The sequence below is a fragment of the Plantibacter sp. VKM Ac-2885 genome, from assembly GCF_015351205.1.
Classification (GTDB): Bacteria; Actinomycetota; Actinomycetes; order Actinomycetales; family Microbacteriaceae; genus Plantibacter; species Plantibacter auratus.
In genome coordinates this window covers 599,056-614,950 of sequence record NZ_JADKSK010000002.1, presented here as the reverse complement: position 1 = coordinate 614,950, position 15,895 = coordinate 599,056, and the positions used below count along the sequence as shown (strand labels likewise).

Annotated in this window: 12 protein-coding genes; 5 read left to right on the top strand and 7 right to left on the bottom strand. The window is 71.6% G+C overall.

Annotated features, from left to right (window positions below; translation table 11 throughout):
* Positions 1–6 precede the first annotated feature (6 nt).
* From ITJ66_RS15485 to ITJ66_RS15475, 3 genes are all read right to left on the bottom strand, one after another.
* On the bottom strand, positions 7–1,317 hold the full coding sequence (locus ITJ66_RS15485; RefSeq protein ID WP_124769989.1) for an extracellular solute-binding protein: 1,311 nt from the start codon (positions 1,315–1,317) through the stop codon (positions 7–9).
* 50 nt (positions 1,318–1,367) lie between these two features.
* The gene (locus ITJ66_RS15480) at positions 1,368–2,558 is read right to left on the bottom strand and encodes a Gfo/Idh/MocA family protein (protein WP_124769990.1); all 1,191 of its coding nucleotides are present in this window, start codon (positions 2,556–2,558) and stop codon (positions 1,368–1,370) included.
* Between the two features lie 216 nt (positions 2,559–2,774).
* Positions 2,775–3,821, bottom strand: a complete 1,047-nt coding sequence (locus ITJ66_RS15475; RefSeq protein WP_124769991.1) for a LacI family DNA-binding transcriptional regulator — start codon at positions 3,819–3,821, stop codon at positions 2,775–2,777.
* A 188-nt stretch (positions 3,822–4,009) separates the two neighbouring features.
* Here ITJ66_RS15475 and xylA point away from each other — a divergent pair, with 188 nt between their 5' ends.
* The 3 genes from xylA (at position 4,010) to ITJ66_RS15460 (ending at position 8,463) form a co-directional block, all read left to right on the top strand.
* Positions 4,010–5,200 (top strand): xylose isomerase, encoded by a 1,191-nt coding sequence (gene xylA, locus ITJ66_RS15470; protein ID WP_064295008.1) that lies wholly within the window; start codon positions 4,010–4,012, stop codon positions 5,198–5,200.
* Between the two features lie 129 nt (positions 5,201–5,329).
* Positions 5,330–6,763 carry a xylulokinase gene (gene xylB / locus ITJ66_RS15465; RefSeq protein ID WP_194645178.1) on the top strand — a complete coding sequence of 478 codons (1,434 nt, stop codon included), beginning with the start codon at positions 5,330–5,332 and terminating at the stop codon, positions 6,761–6,763.
* Between the two features lie 662 nt (positions 6,764–7,425).
* Positions 7,426–8,463, top strand: coding sequence for an NADPH:quinone reductase (locus ITJ66_RS15460; RefSeq protein WP_194645177.1), 1,038 nt, complete (start codon positions 7,426–7,428; stop codon positions 8,461–8,463).
* Between the two features lie 25 nt (positions 8,464–8,488).
* Here the strand turns inward: ITJ66_RS15460 and ITJ66_RS15455 are convergent, their stop codons facing one another.
* Genes ITJ66_RS15455 through ITJ66_RS15440 form a run of 4 tightly spaced genes read right to left on the bottom strand, consistent with a single transcriptional unit; the run spans position 8,489 to position 13,842 of the window.
* The gene (locus ITJ66_RS15455; protein WP_194645176.1) at positions 8,489–9,601 is read right to left on the bottom strand and encodes a glycerate kinase; all 1,113 of its coding nucleotides are present in this window, start codon (positions 9,599–9,601) and stop codon (positions 8,489–8,491) included.
* Positions 9,602–9,605: 4 nt separating this feature from the next.
* Positions 9,606–10,658 carry a Xaa-Pro peptidase family protein gene (locus ITJ66_RS15450; RefSeq protein WP_228501946.1) on the bottom strand — a complete coding sequence of 351 codons (1,053 nt, stop codon included), beginning with the start codon at positions 10,656–10,658 and terminating at the stop codon, positions 9,606–9,608.
* Positions 10,655–11,815: a Gfo/Idh/MocA family protein gene (locus ITJ66_RS15445; protein ID WP_194645175.1), complete on the bottom strand. Its 1,161-nt coding sequence runs from the start codon at positions 11,813–11,815 to the stop codon at positions 10,655–10,657. Before ITJ66_RS15445 ends, ITJ66_RS15450 begins: the two co-directional genes overlap by 4 nt.
* The gene (locus ITJ66_RS15440) at positions 11,812–13,842 is read right to left on the bottom strand and encodes a DUF6807 family protein (RefSeq protein ID WP_194645174.1); all 2,031 of its coding nucleotides are present in this window, start codon (positions 13,840–13,842) and stop codon (positions 11,812–11,814) included. Before ITJ66_RS15440 ends, ITJ66_RS15445 begins: the two co-directional genes overlap by 4 nt.
* 126 nt (positions 13,843–13,968) lie before the next feature.
* Between ITJ66_RS15440 and ITJ66_RS15435 the strand changes: the two genes are divergently transcribed.
* On the top strand, positions 13,969–14,937 hold the full coding sequence (locus ITJ66_RS15435) for an NAD(P)-dependent oxidoreductase (protein ID WP_137243861.1): 969 nt from the start codon (positions 13,969–13,971) through the stop codon (positions 14,935–14,937).
* Between the two features lie 14 nt (positions 14,938–14,951).
* A complete protein-coding gene (locus ITJ66_RS15430) occupies positions 14,952–15,893 on the top strand; it encodes a 5-dehydro-4-deoxyglucarate dehydratase (RefSeq protein ID WP_086474959.1) in 942 nt (313 codons plus the stop codon).
* The last annotated feature ends 2 nt before the right edge of the window (positions 15,894–15,895 follow it).

The window sequence follows — 15,895 nt, the reverse complement described above, 5'->3', positions numbered from 1 at the left end:
GGGAGATCACTGTCCGATCGTCTTGTTCATGTTGTCGGAGAACTCCTGCGGGGTGATCTGCAGGTTGAACAGCTGGTCGAGGTTCGTCAGGAGCGCGGTCGCCTGTGCCGGCGGGAGCGCCTGGTCCCACGACATCTGGAAGTTCTTGGCGTTCTTCGTCAGGTCGTAGACGGTCGTGCCGAAGTCGCCGCCGGCGTCCGCGATCTCCGCGTCGATGTCGGTGATGGGCGGCACCTGGCCGGCCTTCACCATGCGGTCGATGTAGCCCTTGTCGAACACACCCTCGGTGAGGTACTTCAGCGCGCTGGCTTTCTGCTCCTTCGTCGCCGAGGCGGAGATGGAGAAGTACCCGGACGGGTTGCCGACGATGTTCGACGGGTCGCCCTTGCCACCGGTGACGGCGGGGAAGGTCGTGTAGCCGAGACCCTTCTCGGCGAACTCGGCCGCCTGCTGCTTGAAGGTCGTCATGACCCAGGCGCCCTGGAGCATCATCGCTGCCTTGCCCGTGTAGAGCAGGGCGACGTCGGCGTTGCTGTCGGCCGTGACCGAGGCGTAGCCGTCGACGAACGCGCCGGCCTTCACGAGCTCCTGGATCTTCTCGTTCGCCTCGATGATGCCGGGATCGCTCCACGCGTCGGCTTCACCGGCCATGATCTTGTTGAAGGCCTCGGGTCCGGCGACGCGGTCGACGAGGTACTCCTCCCACATGAGCGACGGCCACTTGGAGGCACCGGCGAGTGAGAACGGGGCCACGCCTGCGGCCTTGAGCTTGGGGATGGCGTCGACGATCTCGTCGAAGTTCGTCGGGACCTCGACGCCGGCGGCCTTCAGGACGTCCTTGTTGTAATAGAACATGATCGGCGTGGTGGCGTTCATCGGCACCGCGTAGACCTTGTCGTCGATGACGCCCTGGTTCCAGACGGACTCGAGGAACTTGCCCTTGGCGTCCGCGGTCTCCGAGGTGATGTCGGCGACCTTGCCCGCGTCCACGTAGGAGTTCAGGGTTCCGCCGGCCCAGCTGTAGATGATGGTCGGAGCGCTGCCTGCGCCGACTGCGGTGCGGATCTTGGTCTTGTAGGCGTCGTTCTGGAAGTAGGTCGCGGCGATCTGGCCATCGGCGTTGGCGCCGTTCCACTCCTTGAGCGACGGGCCGAGGACGGTGTCCTCGTCGGTGCCGGTGAGGCCCCAGAGGGTGGCGCTGCCACTCGGCGCGCCACCGCCGCTGGAGCAGGCGGTCGCGCCGAGCATGAGGGCTGAGACGCCGAGGGCGACTGCGGCCAGTCGGGTCCGACGGCGGGATGAAGTACGAAGCGTCATTGCGTTCTCTCCTTGGTGGGTGCTGCTGCTGATGGTGCGATGGGGACGGATCAGTCGGTGGGCGTCCAGGCGCTGCCGTTCGCGGCGCTCGACTCGACGGCGCGCAGGACCCGCTGGACCTGCAGACCGTCGGCGAAGGACGGCTCGGGATCGGTGCCGCCGGTGATGGCCTGGACGAGGTCCCGCACCTGGTGCGAGAACGGGTGCTCGTAGCCGATACCGTGGCCGGTCGGCCACCAGGCGGCCATGTACGGGTGCTCCGGCTCGGTGACGACGATGCGCGTGAAGCCCTGCTTGCCGGCGGGAGCGGTGGCGTCGTAGACCTCGAGCTCGTTCATCCGCTCGAGGTCGAAGGCGATGGCTCCGCGCGAGCCGCTCAGCTCGATGCGGAGCGCGTTCTTCCGGCCGGTCGCGTAGCGGGTGGCCTCGAAGGCACCGATCGCGCCGTCCGCGAGTCCGCCCGTGAGCTTCGCGGTGAACCAGGCGGCGTCGTCGACGGTGACCGCGCCGCGTTCCTCCGAGGCGGTCCCGCTCAGGCCGACGGTCTCGCCGAGGAGTGGTCGCTCGGTGACGAAGGTGGCGAGCGTCCCGCTGACGGCGTCGAGTCGGGCACCGGTCAGGTGCTGCACGAGGTCGATGGCGTGCGCGCCGATGTCGCCGAGCGAGCCGGAGCCGGCCTGGTCCTTGTCGAGGCGCCAGGTCATCGGCCCCTCGGCATCACTCAGCCAGTCCTGGAGGTAGAGGGCGCGGATCTGACGGACGTCGCCGAGCGCGCCCTCCGCGATGAGCTGGCGGGCGTACCCGATGGCGGGCACGCGACGGTAGCTGAAGCCGACCATGGAGCGGACGCCGCGAGCCCTCGCCGCCTCGGCCGCGGCGACCATCAGCTCCGCCTCCTCGACGCTGTTGGCGAGCGGCTTCTCGCAGAGGACGTGCTTGCCGGCTTCGAGGGCGGCGATCGCGATCTCGACGTGCGATGAGCCGGGCGTGCAGACGTCGACGATGTCGATGGACGGGTCGGCGATGACGCTCCGCCAGTCGGTCGAGGCCGACTCCCAGCCGAACTTCACGCGGGCCGCTTCGAGTGCCTCGGGATTGCGGCCGACGATCGTGGCCATGACCGGTTCCGCGTCGAGGTCGAAGAAGCGCGGTGCGGTGCGCCAGGCCTGCGAGTGCGCGGCTCCCATGAAGCCGTATCCGATCATCGCGACCCGGAGTTCCGGCCGTCCGCTTCCCGCCATGTGCAACGCTCCCGAGCTGCTCGCGCAGCTGCGGCCCCGGGGTTCCGGATCGCTTCGCTGCGGTGCCCTGAAGCTAGCCCCGCCGCCTGTCTGCCCGCAACTTCCCTCTCCCGCATTGGAAACTTTTCGCGTCCGCCCATCCCCACCCCTGCCCGCGAACTGTCACTCCGACACAGTCCCGTCCGCCGGGACGAGCGGCGAGTGACAGTTCGCGGGCTACGGGGTGGGCGGGGCTGCGGTCGAACCCCGGACGACGAGGGAGGTGGCGAGGTCGAGGCGGATGTTGTCGACCGTCTCGGACCGGAGTTTCAGCACCAGGCGGGTGGCCTCCTCGGCCATCTCGATGAGCGGCTGCCGGATGGTCGTGAGGGCCGGACCGACCCACTTAGCCGGCGGGACGTCGTCGTACCCGACGACCGACAGCTGCTCCGGGATCGATATCCCGAGCGAGCGCGCCGCCTCGTAGACGCCGAACGCCTGCATGTCGTTGCCGGCGAAGATCGCGGTCGGCCGATCCTCGAGTTGCAGCAGTTCGAGCGCCAGGACGCGTCCGGCCTCCGGGATGAACTCCCCGCGGCGCAGGATCGTCTCGTCGAGCGGGATCCCGGCCTCCTCGAGCGCGGACCGGTAGCCCGAGACCCGTGCCCGCGAGCACATGAGGTCCTGCGGGCCCGAGATCAGGCCGATCCTGCGGTGTCCGAGCTCGATGAGGTGGCGCGTCGCGGCCATCCCACCGGACCAGTTCGTGGAGCCGATGGCGGCCACCTCCGGGCCAGGGTCCCCCGCCGGGTCGACCACGACGACCGGGATGTTGCGCGTGTGGAGCTGGCGCCGGTACGCCGGGTCGATGTCCGAGAACACGAGGATGACCCCGACCGGCTTCCGCGAGATGATGCTCTCGACCCAGCCCTCGCCGGTCGAACGCCGGGCGCCCGTCTCGGTGAGGGTGACGCTCATGCCGTGCTGGCGCGCGACCTTCTCGACACCGCGGATGATCTCGAGCGACCAGGAGCTGTCGATGTATTCGAAGACGAGCTCGATGAGCGAGCCCTGCGCGAGCTCGGCACCGCGGCGACTGTAGCCGTGGCGGTCCAGCAGTCGCTCGACGATCTCCCGGGTGTCCGGCGACACCCCCGGTCGCCCGTTGAGCACCTTCGAGGCGGTCGAGACCGACACGGAGGCCTCTCTGGCGATGCGCGACAGGGTGGCCCGCCCGCCGACGCCGCCGGATCCGGCGGCCTGCACCGCGAGGTCGTCGCTCATCCGAGTCCTCCGATCCCTCTCCGTCGGGCCGGACGGCCGTCTCTGCAGCGAGAAGTTCTGCCCATGCTAACGAAATATTTCGCGACACCCGACCGGTGACGCGAGGCCGACGATCTGCTAGTCTCGACTATAAGTTGTTGTTAACAACAAATCATCCGCTCACCAACGACGTTGAAGGACTTGCACGCATGAGCCTCACCCCCACCAAAGCCGACCGGTTCTCCTTCGGCCTCTGGACGATCGGCTACAACGGGACCGACCCGTTCGGTGGCCCCACCCGCCCCGACCTCGACGTGGTCGAGGCCGTCACCCGCCTGAACGACCTCGGCGCCTACGGCCTCACCTTCCACGACGACGACCTCTTCGCCTTCGGCTCGACCGACGCCGAACGCCAGAAGCAGATCGACCGCCTCAAGCAGGCGCTCGCCGACACCGGCGTCATCGTGCCGATGGTGACCACCAACCTGTTCAGCGCGCCCGTCTTCAAGGACGGCGGCTTCACCTCGAACGACCGCGCCGTCCGACGCTTCGCCCTCCGCAAGGTGCTCCGCAACCTCGACCTCGCCGCCGAGCTCGGCGCCAAGACCTTCGTCATGTGGGGCGGCCGCGAGGGCGCCGAGTACGACTCCGCGAAGGACGTGCAGGCGGCGCTCGAGCGCTACCGCGAGGCCGTCAACTTCCTCGGCGACTACGTCACCGACAAGGGCTACGACATCCGCTTCGCGATCGAGCCGAAGCCCAACGAGCCCCGCGGCGACATCCTGCTCCCGACGCTCGGCCACGCGATGGCGTTCATCGAGACCCTCGAGCGCCCGGAGCTCGTCGGCATCAACCCCGAGGTCGGCCACGAGCAGATGGCGGGCCTCAACTTCACCGCCGGTATCGCCCAGGCGCTCTACCAGGGCAAGCTCTACCACATCGACCTCAACGGCCAGCGGGGCATCAAGTACGACCAGGACCTCGTCTTCGGTCACGGCGACCTGCAGAACGCGTTCTCGCTCGTCGACCTCCTCGAGCACGGTGGCGTGAACGGCGGCCCCGCGTACGACGGCCCGCGTCACTTCGACTACAAGCCGAGCCGCACCGAGGACATCACGGGCGTATGGGACTCCGCAGCCGCCAACATGCGCATGTACCTGCTGCTCAAGGAGCGCGCCGAGGCGTTCCGCGCCGACCCCGAGGTGCAGGAGGCGCTGGCCGCCGCCCGCGTGCCCGAGCTGCGCGAGCCGACGCTCAACCCCGGCGAGACCGTCGAGCAGCTGCTCGCCGATCGCTCGTCCTACGAGGACTTCGACGCCGACGCCTACTTCGGCGGCAAGGGCTTCGGGTTCGTCCGCCTGCAGCAGCTGGCCGTCGACCACCTCATGGGCGCGCGCTAACCGACACCCGCGAACCTGGCGTTCCGTCTCCTGATCCGAGAGGATCGGGGGCGGAACGCCGTTCCGCGTTCCACCCCACAGCAGACCCGGCGGTCACCCGACCGCCCACCACCGAGAACAGGGAGAGCGATGACGCTCGTCGCCGGCATCGATTCGTCCACCCAGAGCTGCAAGGTCGTCATCCGCGACGCCGAGACCGGAGCGCTCGTCCGCGAAGGACGCGCGGCGCACCCCGTCGGCACCGAGGTCGACCCGACCGCGTGGTGGCAGGCGTTGCAGGAGGCGGCCGCCGCCGCCGGCGGGTTGGCCGATGTCGCCGCGGTGTCGGTCGCGGCCCAGCAGCACGGCATGGTCGCGCTCGACGTCGACGGACGCGTCATCCGTCCGGCACTCCTCTGGAACGACACCCGGAGCGCGCAGGCCGCGACGGACCTCATCGCCGAGTTCGGCGCTGCGGAACTCGCCCAGCGGACCGGGTGCGTCCCCGTCGCCTCCTTCACGATCACGAAGCTGCGCTGGCTGCGCGACGCCGAACCCGCGAACGCCGCCGAGGTCGCCGCCGTCGCGCTCCCCCACGACTGGCTGAGCTGGCGTCTGCGCGGCTTCGGTCCGGCCGACGAGAGCCCACTGGGCGCGGACCTCGCCGAACTGACGACCGACCGCTCCGACGCCTCCGGTACCGGGTACTGGTCCCCCGCCGACGGCGAGTACGACCGCGAGCTGCTCGTCGCAGCGCTCGGCCACGATGCGATCCTCCCGCGCGTGCTCGCGCCGGAGGAGTCCGCCGGGACCGGTGTCGACGGCGGCCTCATCGGGCCGGACACCGTCATCGGGGCGGGTGCCGGCGACAACGCGGGAGCCGCCCTCGGGCTCGGGGCGACGGCCGGCGATGTCGTCGTGTCGATCGGCACGAGCGGGACGGTGTTCGCCGTGACGCCGGCCGTGGTCCGCGACAGCTCGGGCACCGTCGCCGGGTTCGCCTCGGCCGACGGCGCGTTCCTCCCGCTCATCGCGACGCTCAACGCCGCCCGGATCCTCGACGCGGTGGCCGCGCTGCTCGGCGTCGACCACACGGAACTCGGTCGACTCGCGCTCGAGGCCCCGGCCGGGGCACGGGGTCTCGTGCTCCAGCCGTACTTCGAGGGCGAGCGCACCCCGAACCGGCCGGACGCGACGGCGACCCTCTTCGGCATGACCCTGGAGTCGACGACGCGCGAGGGCCTCGCCCGGGCGGCGATCGAGGGGCTGCTCTGCGGACTCGCCGACGGCCTCGACGCGGTGCTCGCGCAGGGCGTCACGGCGGAACGGGTCCTCCTCATCGGTGGTGCGGCGCAGAACCCGGCGGTGCAGGCGATCGCTCGCGAGGTCTTCGACGTGCCGGTCGTCGTGCCGGCCCCCGGGGAGTACGTCGCCGACGGCGCCGCAGTGCAGGCGGCCTGGGCACTGAGTGGTACTCGCCCGGCGTGGGCTGCGGTGGGGGCCGGCGACGGCGCCGACCAGGCGGACGCGGTCGCTGCGGACGCGTCCGGGATCGCCCGGGAGCAGTACGCCGCCCGAGCCTGAGGCGGCACCGGTCGCCGAGCGAACCTCTCCCGGTCACTGAGCCTGTCGAAGTGCCACACGCAGAAGCCTCCCGACCTACAACGCCACCCCGGGGGCCCTTCGACAAGCTCAGGGAACGGGTATCTCCTCCCCGGTCGCTGAGCCTTCCCCGGTCAGTGAGCCGACCCCTCCCGGTCACTGAGCCTGTCGAAGTGCCACACGCCGAAGCCCCCAGACCCGCAACGTCACCCCGGGGGCCCTTCGACAAGCTCAGGGAACGGGTATCTCCTCCCCGGTCAGTGGGCCGAACCCTCCCGGTCTCTGAGCCGACCTCTCCCGGTCACTGAGCCTGTCGAAGTGCCACACGCCGAAGCCCTCAGACCCGCAACGCCACCCCGGGGGCCCTTCGACAAGCTCAGGGAACGGGTATCTCCTCCCCGGTCACCGAGCGCCACCCTGTCACTGAGCGAACATCCCCCGGTCACTGAGCCTGTCGAAGTGCCACACGCCGAAGCCCTCAGACCCGCAACGCCACCCCGGGGGCCCTTCGACAAGCTCAGGGAACGGGTATCTCCTCCCCGGTCACCGAGTAATCCTTCCCCGGTCGCTAAGCCCCCCCGGTCACTGAGCCTGTCGAAGTGCCTCCGCGGAATCTTCCGCGGGGCGGAGACGTTGGCCCCGGTATGCGATCGATCGTCTACTCCACCAACGGTGACCCGTCCGTCCTGCACCTCGTCGAGCGCGAGCTCCCCGAGCCCGGCCCCGGCGAGGTCCGCGTCAAGCTCGCGTTCTCCGGCGTCAACCCGACCGACTGGAAGACCAGGCGCGGCGGCGGCCCCTCGGGTGGCATGCCCTTCCCCGAGGTCGTCCCGAACCTCGACGGTGCCGGCGTGATCGACGCGGTCGGCCCCGCTGCCGGCGACGCGGCGACCACCTTCGCCGTCGGCGACCGCGTCTGGGTGTTCCTCGCCGCGCACGAGAGCCCGCTGGGCACGGCCCAGGAGTTCACGGTGCAGCCCGTCTCCCGTGTGGTCCCCCTGCCCGACGCCGCGTCATTCGAACTCGGCGCCAGCCTCGGTGTCCCCGCGATGACCGCGCACCGCGCCCTCACCGTCGCGCAGGACGGCCCGACCCGGCTCGCCCCCGGAGCCCTCGACGGCCGGACGGTCCTCGTCCAGGGCGGCGCCGGGGCCGTCGGCAACGCCACGATCCAGCTCGCGCGCTGGGCGGGCGCGACGGTGATCAGCACCATCAGTAGCGACGAGAAGGCCCGCCTCGCGACCGCCGCGGGAGCGCACCACGTCGTCAACTACCGCGAGGGCGACACCGCCGCGGCGATCCGCGAGGTGGCACCCGACGGCGTCGACCTCGTCGTGGAGGTCGCTATCGCGCAGAACCTCCCCCTCGACCAGGCGGTCCTCGCCCCGCGCGGCACGATCGTCAGCTACGCCAACAACGGCGGGGACTCGATCACGCTCGACATCCGTCCGCACATGGGGCTCAACACGCGGCTGCAGTTCATGCTGCTCTACACGGTCGGCGACGCCGCGCTCCACGCCGCGGCCGAGGACATCACCGCCGCGATCGAGGACGGCGCGCTCGACGTCGGCGAAGACCACGGTCTGGCGCTGACGGTGTTCCCCCTCGCCGAGACGGCTGCGGCCCACGCCGCCGTCGAGGACGACACGGTCGGGAAGGTCCTCATCGACGTCACCGCATGACGTACGTCACCGCCAGGTGAGGTGATCAGGGGCGGTACCGGGTGGCCAGTGCCGCCCCTGCCGCACGCAGGTGGACGAGCGGTTCGGCCATCGCCGCCTCGACGCCGCCGGCCAGCTCCGTGAGCGATGCCGCCGCGAGGAAGATCCCCTCGGTGGGCGCCTGGATCGCCCCGGCGACGAGCATGGTCCGGTCCGCCGCGAGCCCGGCGACCCAGGAGGCGACCTTGCCGTCGGCCGTCTGGTCGTCGAAGCGGCCCTCGCCCGTGATCACGATCGACGCCGTCGCGGCCGCTTCCGGGAGGGCGATCGCCTCACCGACGCCGCGCGCGCCCGAGGTGGCGGTGGCGCCCCACAGCAGGAGCCCGTAGCCCGCACCGCCCGCGGCACCGGCGCCGGGTTCGACCGCTGCGCGTTCCGTGCGGTCCGAGCCGAAGGCGACCGCAGCGCGGGTCACGAACTGCGCCAGGTTCGCGTCGAGGACGGCGACGTCGGTGGCAGTCGCACCCTTCTGCGGACCGAAGACCGCAGCGGCACCGCGGTCGCCGAGCAGCGGGTTGGTCACGTCGCTGAGGATGACCGCGCCGTCCGGCGGCAGCGCGCGGAGTCCGGCGGTGTCGATGTCGCGGAGCGTCGCGAGTCCGGCGTTGCCAGTGGCAACCGGTCCCCCGTGGGCGTTCATCAGCCGCGCCCCGAGCGCGGTGAGCAGCCCGGCTCCGCCGTCCGTGCTGGAGCTTCCGCCGATCGCGAGCAGCAGCCGTCGGGCACCGTGGTCCAGCGCGGCCGCGATCGCCTCACCGAAGCCGACGGTGTGCGCCGCGAACGGTTGCAGGGGGTCGAGGAGGGTGAGGCCGCTCGTCTGCGCGAGTTCCACGACCGCCGAACCGTCGGGCAACTCGAGCCACTCGGCGTCCACCGGGTCGCCGACCGGGCCGGTGACCGTGATCGGGTGCCGACGAGCGCCGGGAACGGCTGCCGCGAACGCGTCGAGCGTGCCCTCGCCACCGTCGGCCATCGGGAGCGACTGCAGGAGGTCATCGGGCCGGACAGTCCGCCACCCCTCGGCGATCGCCTCGGCGACCTCCGCGGCGGTCGCCGTGCCCTTGAACGAGTCCGGTGCGATCACGATGTGCCGGGTCATGCCTTCAGCCTCCCACGGTGGACGGGGTCGGGTGGGTCGAGGCCGTGCTCGTGGTCAGCACCTCGACGCCGTCGGGCGTGACCACGACGGTGTCCTCGACCTTCACGCCGGGTGCGGTCGGGTTCCAGGCGAAGGCCTGCCATGGCTGGACGACGTCGGTCGCCTCGGGCGTGGCGCGCGGGTCACGTCCCGCGTAGCCGGCCGCACCGCCCTGATGGTGCTTCGTCCACTCGTCGGCGTCGAAGCCCTGCTCGGCGTAGGCCGCGCTCCCTGTTCCGAGGATGTCGGCGAGCGAGGCGCCCGGCACGGTGGCGTCGAGGTAGGCGCGTTCGACGGCCCGGATGCGCTGCATGTCCGTGGCGAACGGCTCAGCCGGGGTGCCGCCCTCGTCGAACCACCGCGTGAGGTTCACGATGAGCCCGTCGCGGCGGCCGCAGGCGACGAGCATTGCCCGGGAACCGAGTCGCCCCCCGGTCGGCAGCGGGTGTCGGTGGGCGAGTCTGCTCTCCCCGGCGACGAGGAGGACGAGCGGGTCGATCCCGGCTGCGACGAGACGCCCGGCGAGGTCTGCGGCGACGGCGCGTTCCGTCCAGGCAGGGTCGAGCCCGTCGACGAGCGTCTCGAGCGCCGACGTCGTCTCCCGCCCGAGCGAACGGAAGCGCGCGAGTTCGGCCGGGAGGAGCGACGCACGTGCGGCGCGCAGCTCGGCAGTGACGTCGGCCTCCTGGAGCACCCCGTCCCCACTCGGCAACACCGTGTCGATCGGCGTGTGCCACGGCACCGTCCGAACCCGGATGTCGGGCAGCTCCTCGGCCTGCAGCCGGTCCACCTCGTTCGACGTCGCGACGAGCCATGCGTCGTCCGGCGAGACCACGACCGCGACGATCGGGTCAGCCGCGAGGCTCACATGGACGCGCGAGCCGTCGAGGTACCAGCTGACCGCGGCGGCGGACCGCAGCACGATCGTGCCGGCTCCGCGGGCTTCCAGGAGCGACACGAGTCGGGCGTGCTTGCGCCGGCGGTCGCCCTCATCCGGCCCGGGCCGCTCGTCGTTCATCGCCGGGCCCACTCGGTCCCGAGCTCGGCGAAGGTGCTGCCGGTGGCGGCCGCTTCCGCGACGAGCTCCTCGATCCTCGGGATGACCGGGCGGCGCTCGTCGCCCGTCCCGAGCCACTCGACGAGATCAGCGGGGATGCGGCGCGGCGCTGGGGCCGACCGGACCGCGTCGAGGACGGCGGTGAAGGCGGACGCGTCGGCCAGGGAGCTGACGAGTGCGGCGTCCTCACCCGCCCGGACCGCCTCGCGCGCGCGGAGGAGGTCGGGGAGCAGGTCGGTCCGGCCCGTCGTCCAGCGTCGCAGGGTGACGCCGTCGACGACCACCTCGACCTCGTCGCGCGTGTAGTGGAACCGGATCGAGCCGAGCTCCCCGTGGACCGTGACCACCGGATCGGTCGTCTTCTGCGCGCACAGGGTGAGCGCCGCGGTCATGATCGGACCGCGCTGTGGGGTGATGCGGACGACCGAGGTGTCGTCCGCCTCGATGTCGTTCGCCCGGTACTGATCGAGGTCGATGGTGGCGATCGCCGCGCGGTCGGTCGTGCCGCCGAGCCGGAGCATGGTCTGGACCGCGTGCGCGAAGGGGTTGGTGACGACACCGTCCACGACGGGTGTGCCGTCGAGCGTGCGCCTGCCCGACCACGCGGCACGCGTCCAGTACCCGACGGTGCGGACCCAGGTGCCCCTCGCCTCGAGTGCTGTCACGGCCCCGATCTCCCCGCTGTCGACGATGGCCGCGATCTCGCCGATCGCGTGCGATCCGAGGCTCTGGAACCCGACCTGGACGAGCCCACCGGTGCGGGCGGCGGTGGCCTGCAGCCGGTCGAGTTCGTCGTTCGAGGTGACCGGCGGCTTCTCGAGCAGGACGTCGGCGCCGTGCTCGAGTGCGGCGACGGCGAGGTCCAGGTGCGTGTGGATCGGGGTCGAGAGGATGACCACGTCCACCCGCCCGGCGGCGAAGCACTCCTCGAGCGAGTCGCGGAGCGGTGCGTCCCCGGCTGCGCGGTCCTCCTCGGTGAAGGTCCGGTCGACGAGTCCGACGAGGCGGATCGCGCCGGTCGCGGCGAGCGCCCTGGCTGCCGCCACGTGACTGGCGCCATGTCCGTGGATCCCGACGACCACGACGGTCGGGGCGGTCGGGTGGTCGGTGCTGGTCATGCGTCACTCCCTGTGCTGCGCGGTTCAGTACTGCGCGGTTCGGTGCGGCGTTCCTCGGCGGTGAGGAGCGTCCGGTGGATGGCGTCCGCCTGCTCCGCGTCCAGGGTGCCGTCGACGACGACCGCCTCCAGACCGGTGACGAGCGGGGTGTCGGCGGTGATGGTGGTGCGGCTGGTGGCGGCGAGCGAGACCCCGACACCCGGGTACTCGGCCGCGCGGAGGAACCAGGGGAAGGCGTTCGCTGCGGGCTGTCGGAACAGGACCGTGGTGGGGCGTCGAGCCGGCGTCGGGGCGGGCTCGGTGGTGTCGCTCGCATCCGGGTCGGCGCTCCCGTCGGCCTCGAGGACGAAGGCGACCCACGCCGCACGCGAGCCGTGCGCGGTCGACTCCCCTGATCCGTCCGCGCTGAGGACGGACCGGTGGGCGTCTGCGGGCAGCCGCCAGAACCATCCGCCGTATCCGGCGCCTTCGCGGCCGTTCGTTGCCGGCGATCCGATCGTCACCGTCGATCCTGTCGTCTGGAGGACGCTGGAGACCGCGACGCGGAGCGCCGACCTCCCGCTCCCGACGCCGGGTACGGGCACAGCGACTTCCTCGACGACCGTGGTGCGCGACTCCCGCAGCTCCGTCGTCCCGTCGCGCCCGACCCAGTCGAGGGACTGACGCAGCACACCGGCGTCCACCACGGTCTCGGTGACGCGCTGGACACCGTGGTTGTCGAGCATCGTCGACCCCTGCCCGGCGACGTAGGTGCGACCGCCCCAGTAGGAGACACCGTCGACATCGGCGACGGCCATCGAGAGACCGACATGGTGGGGGTGGTCGTCGGGAGCGGACTCCGTGACGACGGTCCCGCCGAGCGACGTGACGGGGTGTGCGAACGGTCGCGGGGCGTCAGTCGGTTCGAGGCCGCTGCCGTCGTGGAGGACGAGGACCTCGCGGTCGCCGAGCCGGGCGGTCAGCTCCGGTGAGATGGGGTGCTGCTCGGTTCCGTGCCAGACCGGTGGACTCGCGGCCGGGCGGGCGGCGGTGCTCTCCCGGGCGACGAACCGCGGTCGGAAGACGAGCGGGTGTCCACCCTCCGCGCCGCCGATGGTGTCGCGCAGTCTGGTCCACGCCTCGGCGCCGAGCTCGCGTCGCGGGACGGACACCGTACTGAGCGCCGGCACCGCGAACGCCGCGAACGGGATGTCGTCGAAGCCGACCACACTGAGCGCCGAGGGGACGGACACACCGGCACCGCGGAGCGCCGAGACGAGCCCGAGGGCGACGAGGTCGTTGAAGGCGACGACGGCGGTCGCGTCGTGCTGCAGCACGCTGTCGACGACCGCCGCGCCGTCCACCAGCGCGGAACCGGCCGGCACGATGTCGACCGAGAGGTCGTCGTGGTCCGAGCGTGCGCGGGCGATGCCGACCCGTCGGAGGCGATCGCCCTGACTCGCGGCGGGCCCGGCGAGGTACAGGATGCGCCGGTGCCCGAGTGCGTGCAGCTCGGCGAGCACCTGCTCCATGCCGCTGGCGTAGTCGATGGACACCGACGGCACGGGCGAGTCGGCGAGCTCACGGTTGACGAGCACGACCGGGTGCAGTTCGGCGAGCAGCGCTCGAAGCTCCGGTTCGGCCAGGCGGGGTGAGCAGAGGACGATCGCGTCGCAGCGACGACGGGCTTCGCGGGCCGCCGCAGCCTCGTCTGCCGGGTCCTCCTCGGTGTCGGTCACGAGGACGCGGTAGCCGTCGGTCGCCGCGGCCCGGGTGACCCCGCGCAGGATCTCCTGGAACATCGGGTTCTCGAGGTCGGGCACGACGACCCCGATGGTGTTCGTGCGGCCGAGCGACAGGCTTCGGGCCAGCATGCTCGGCCGGTAGCCGAGGGCGTCGACCGCGGCGAGGACGCGGTCGGCGATCGTCGCGTCGACGGTCGCCTTGCCGTTGAGCACACGCGACACGGTGGCCTTCGAGACGCCCGCTTGCTCGGCGACGTCGGAGATCGTCGGTGTCGGTCCAGCACTGGGGAACCGGTTGCTCATACGTCCTCGTTCAACTCGTCACGGGTGGTGCCGTCCTCAATCATCCTATAGGCTCACTTCGAGAAACCGGTTTCCCATTTGGTGCGGTCGGCCTGGTCGACCCGGACGTGGTCAGAGAGGACACCGATGCGCATCATCGTCACCGGCGGCGCAGGACGACTCGGGCGGAGCGTCGCGAGCGCCCTCGCCGAAGCAGGCCACGAGGTCGTCTCCGTCGATCGGACCGACCCCGGACTCCCCGGCGTCGAGGGCCGGACCGCCGACCTCCTCGACCACGACGCCACCCATGAGCTCTTCGCCACCCTGCGGCCCGACGCCGTCGTGCACCTGGCGGCGATCGCGGTGCCGTTCAGCGCGCCGGAGCACGTCATCCTGGCGACCAACCAGACGCTCGCCTTCACCGCCCTCACCGCCGGGATCGCCGCCGGGGCGACCAGGCTGCTGGCCGCGAGCAGCCCGACCGTCATCGGCTACGGCGCCCCGCACGGGTGGACGCCCGAGGCGCTCCCCATCACCGAGGAGCACCGGGTCGCCCCGTGGAACGCCTACGCACTGTCGAAGGTCGCGATCGAGTCGACGGTCGCGATGCTGGCCCGAGCCCACGGTGACGCCGTCATCACCGGTGCGTTCCGGCCGTGCTTCGTCGTCTCCCCGGAGGAGTGGGAGGGCGCGCCGACGCAGCAGGGGCACACCATCGTCGACCGGCTCGCCGATCCCGCACTCGCGGCCGTCTCCCTCTACAACTACGTGGATGCGCGTGACGCCGGCCGGTTCGTCGCCGCCTGGATCGATCGTGCCGAAGCCCGACACTCCGGCGAGGTGTACTTCGTCGGCGCCGACGACGCCCTGGCGCTCGCACCCCTGTCCACCCTGCTGCCCGCGCAGGTCCCGAGCACCGCCGGGTTCGCCGACGGACTCGTCGACCGAGCCGCCGCCTTCAGCAGCGCGAAGGCCACCGCCCACCTCGGGTGGCGCCCGGAGCACGACTGGCGATCCGCACTCAGCCCTGCCGAGGCGGCCCGCCTCACCGACCTGCTCGCCGCCGACACCGGCCGGCCGGCCACCACTCCTGTTCCAGCCCCAGCCCCACGATGACGAGGACCTCCACCATGCCAGCACCGCTCGCCTTCGACGGCGTCCTGTACTTCCCGATCACCCCCTTCGACGCCGCGGGCGAGGTCGACCTGGGGCTCCTCGGCACCCACCTCGAGTCGCGACTCGAACACCGCCCGGGAGGGGTGTTCCCCGCCTGCGGCACCGGCGAGCTGCACGCGATGTCGCCGTCGGAGGCCGCCCGCGTCGTCCAGCGGACCGTCGAGGTCGTCGACGGCGCCGTCCCGGTCATCGGTGGCGCCGGAGGAGGCGTGGCGACCGCCAAGGAGCTCGCCGTGGCGGCCGAAGAGGCGGGCGCCGACGCGATCCTGCTCATGCCGCCGTACCTCGTCTCCGGGCCGGCGGCCGGGCTGCAGGCGTACGTCGAGGACGTCCTCTCGGCGACGAGTCTCCCGGCGATCGTCTACCACCGGAACAACGCCCGGTACACGACGGCGACGATGCGCCACCTCGCCCGCAACCCGCAGGTCGTCGGCTTCAAGGACGGCGTCGGCGACGTCGCGGCCGCCCAGGACATCGTGCTGGCGGTGCACGAGGAGGGACGAGACGACTTCGCCTTCTTCAACGGCCTCCTCACCGCCGAGCTCACGCAGGCCGCCTACCGCGGCATCGGCATCCCGCTCTACTCCTCGGCCGTCTTCGCCATGCTGCCGGAGCTCGCGACGCTGTTCTACCGCGCGTACACCGAGCATGACGAGCCGCTCCGCGAACGCCTGCTCCGCGAGTTCTACCGACCGCTGGTCGCCCTCCGCGACGAGACCCCCGGCTTCGCCGTGTCGCTCATCAAGGCCGGGGTCCGGCTCGGAGGCCTGCCGGTCGGTTCCGTGCGGTCGCCCTTCGTCGATCCGACCCCCGAGCAGACCGACCGCCTGGAGGCACTCCTCGCGACCGGCGCAGACCTCGTCGCCGAGCACGCGACGCTGGCCGCAGGGCGCTGACG

What these genes read in the sequence shown, in the direction of transcription:
- ITJ66_RS15485 (WP_124769989.1), bottom strand. Translation starts at nt 1,317, where the DNA reads ATGACGCTTCGTACTTCATCCCGCCGTCGGACCCGACTGGCCGCAGTC.
- ITJ66_RS15480 (WP_124769990.1), bottom strand. Translation starts at nt 2,558, where the DNA reads ATGGCGGGAAGCGGACGGCCGGAACTCCGGGTCGCGATGATCGGATAC.
- ITJ66_RS15475 (WP_124769991.1), bottom strand. Translation starts at nt 3,821, where the DNA reads ATGAGCGACGACCTCGCGGTGCAGGCCGCCGGATCCGGCGGCGTCGGC.
- xylA (WP_064295008.1), top strand. Translation starts at nt 4,010, where the DNA reads ATGAGCCTCACCCCCACCAAAGCCGACCGGTTCTCCTTCGGCCTCTGG.
- xylB (WP_194645178.1), top strand. Translation starts at nt 5,330, where the DNA reads ATGACGCTCGTCGCCGGCATCGATTCGTCCACCCAGAGCTGCAAGGTC.
- ITJ66_RS15460 (WP_194645177.1), top strand. Translation starts at nt 7,426, where the DNA reads ATGCGATCGATCGTCTACTCCACCAACGGTGACCCGTCCGTCCTGCAC.
- ITJ66_RS15455 (WP_194645176.1), bottom strand. Translation starts at nt 9,601, where the DNA reads ATGACCCGGCACATCGTGATCGCACCGGACTCGTTCAAGGGCACGGCG.
- ITJ66_RS15450 (WP_228501946.1), bottom strand. Translation starts at nt 10,658, where the DNA reads ATGAACGACGAGCGGCCCGGGCCGGATGAGGGCGACCGCCGGCGCAAG.
- ITJ66_RS15445 (WP_194645175.1), bottom strand. Translation starts at nt 11,815, where the DNA reads ATGACCAGCACCGACCACCCGACCGCCCCGACCGTCGTGGTCGTCGGG.
- ITJ66_RS15440 (WP_194645174.1), bottom strand. Translation starts at nt 13,842, where the DNA reads ATGAGCAACCGGTTCCCCAGTGCTGGACCGACACCGACGATCTCCGAC.
- ITJ66_RS15435 (WP_137243861.1), top strand. Translation starts at nt 13,969, where the DNA reads ATGCGCATCATCGTCACCGGCGGCGCAGGACGACTCGGGCGGAGCGTC.
- ITJ66_RS15430 (WP_086474959.1), top strand. Translation starts at nt 14,952, where the DNA reads ATGCCAGCACCGCTCGCCTTCGACGGCGTCCTGTACTTCCCGATCACC.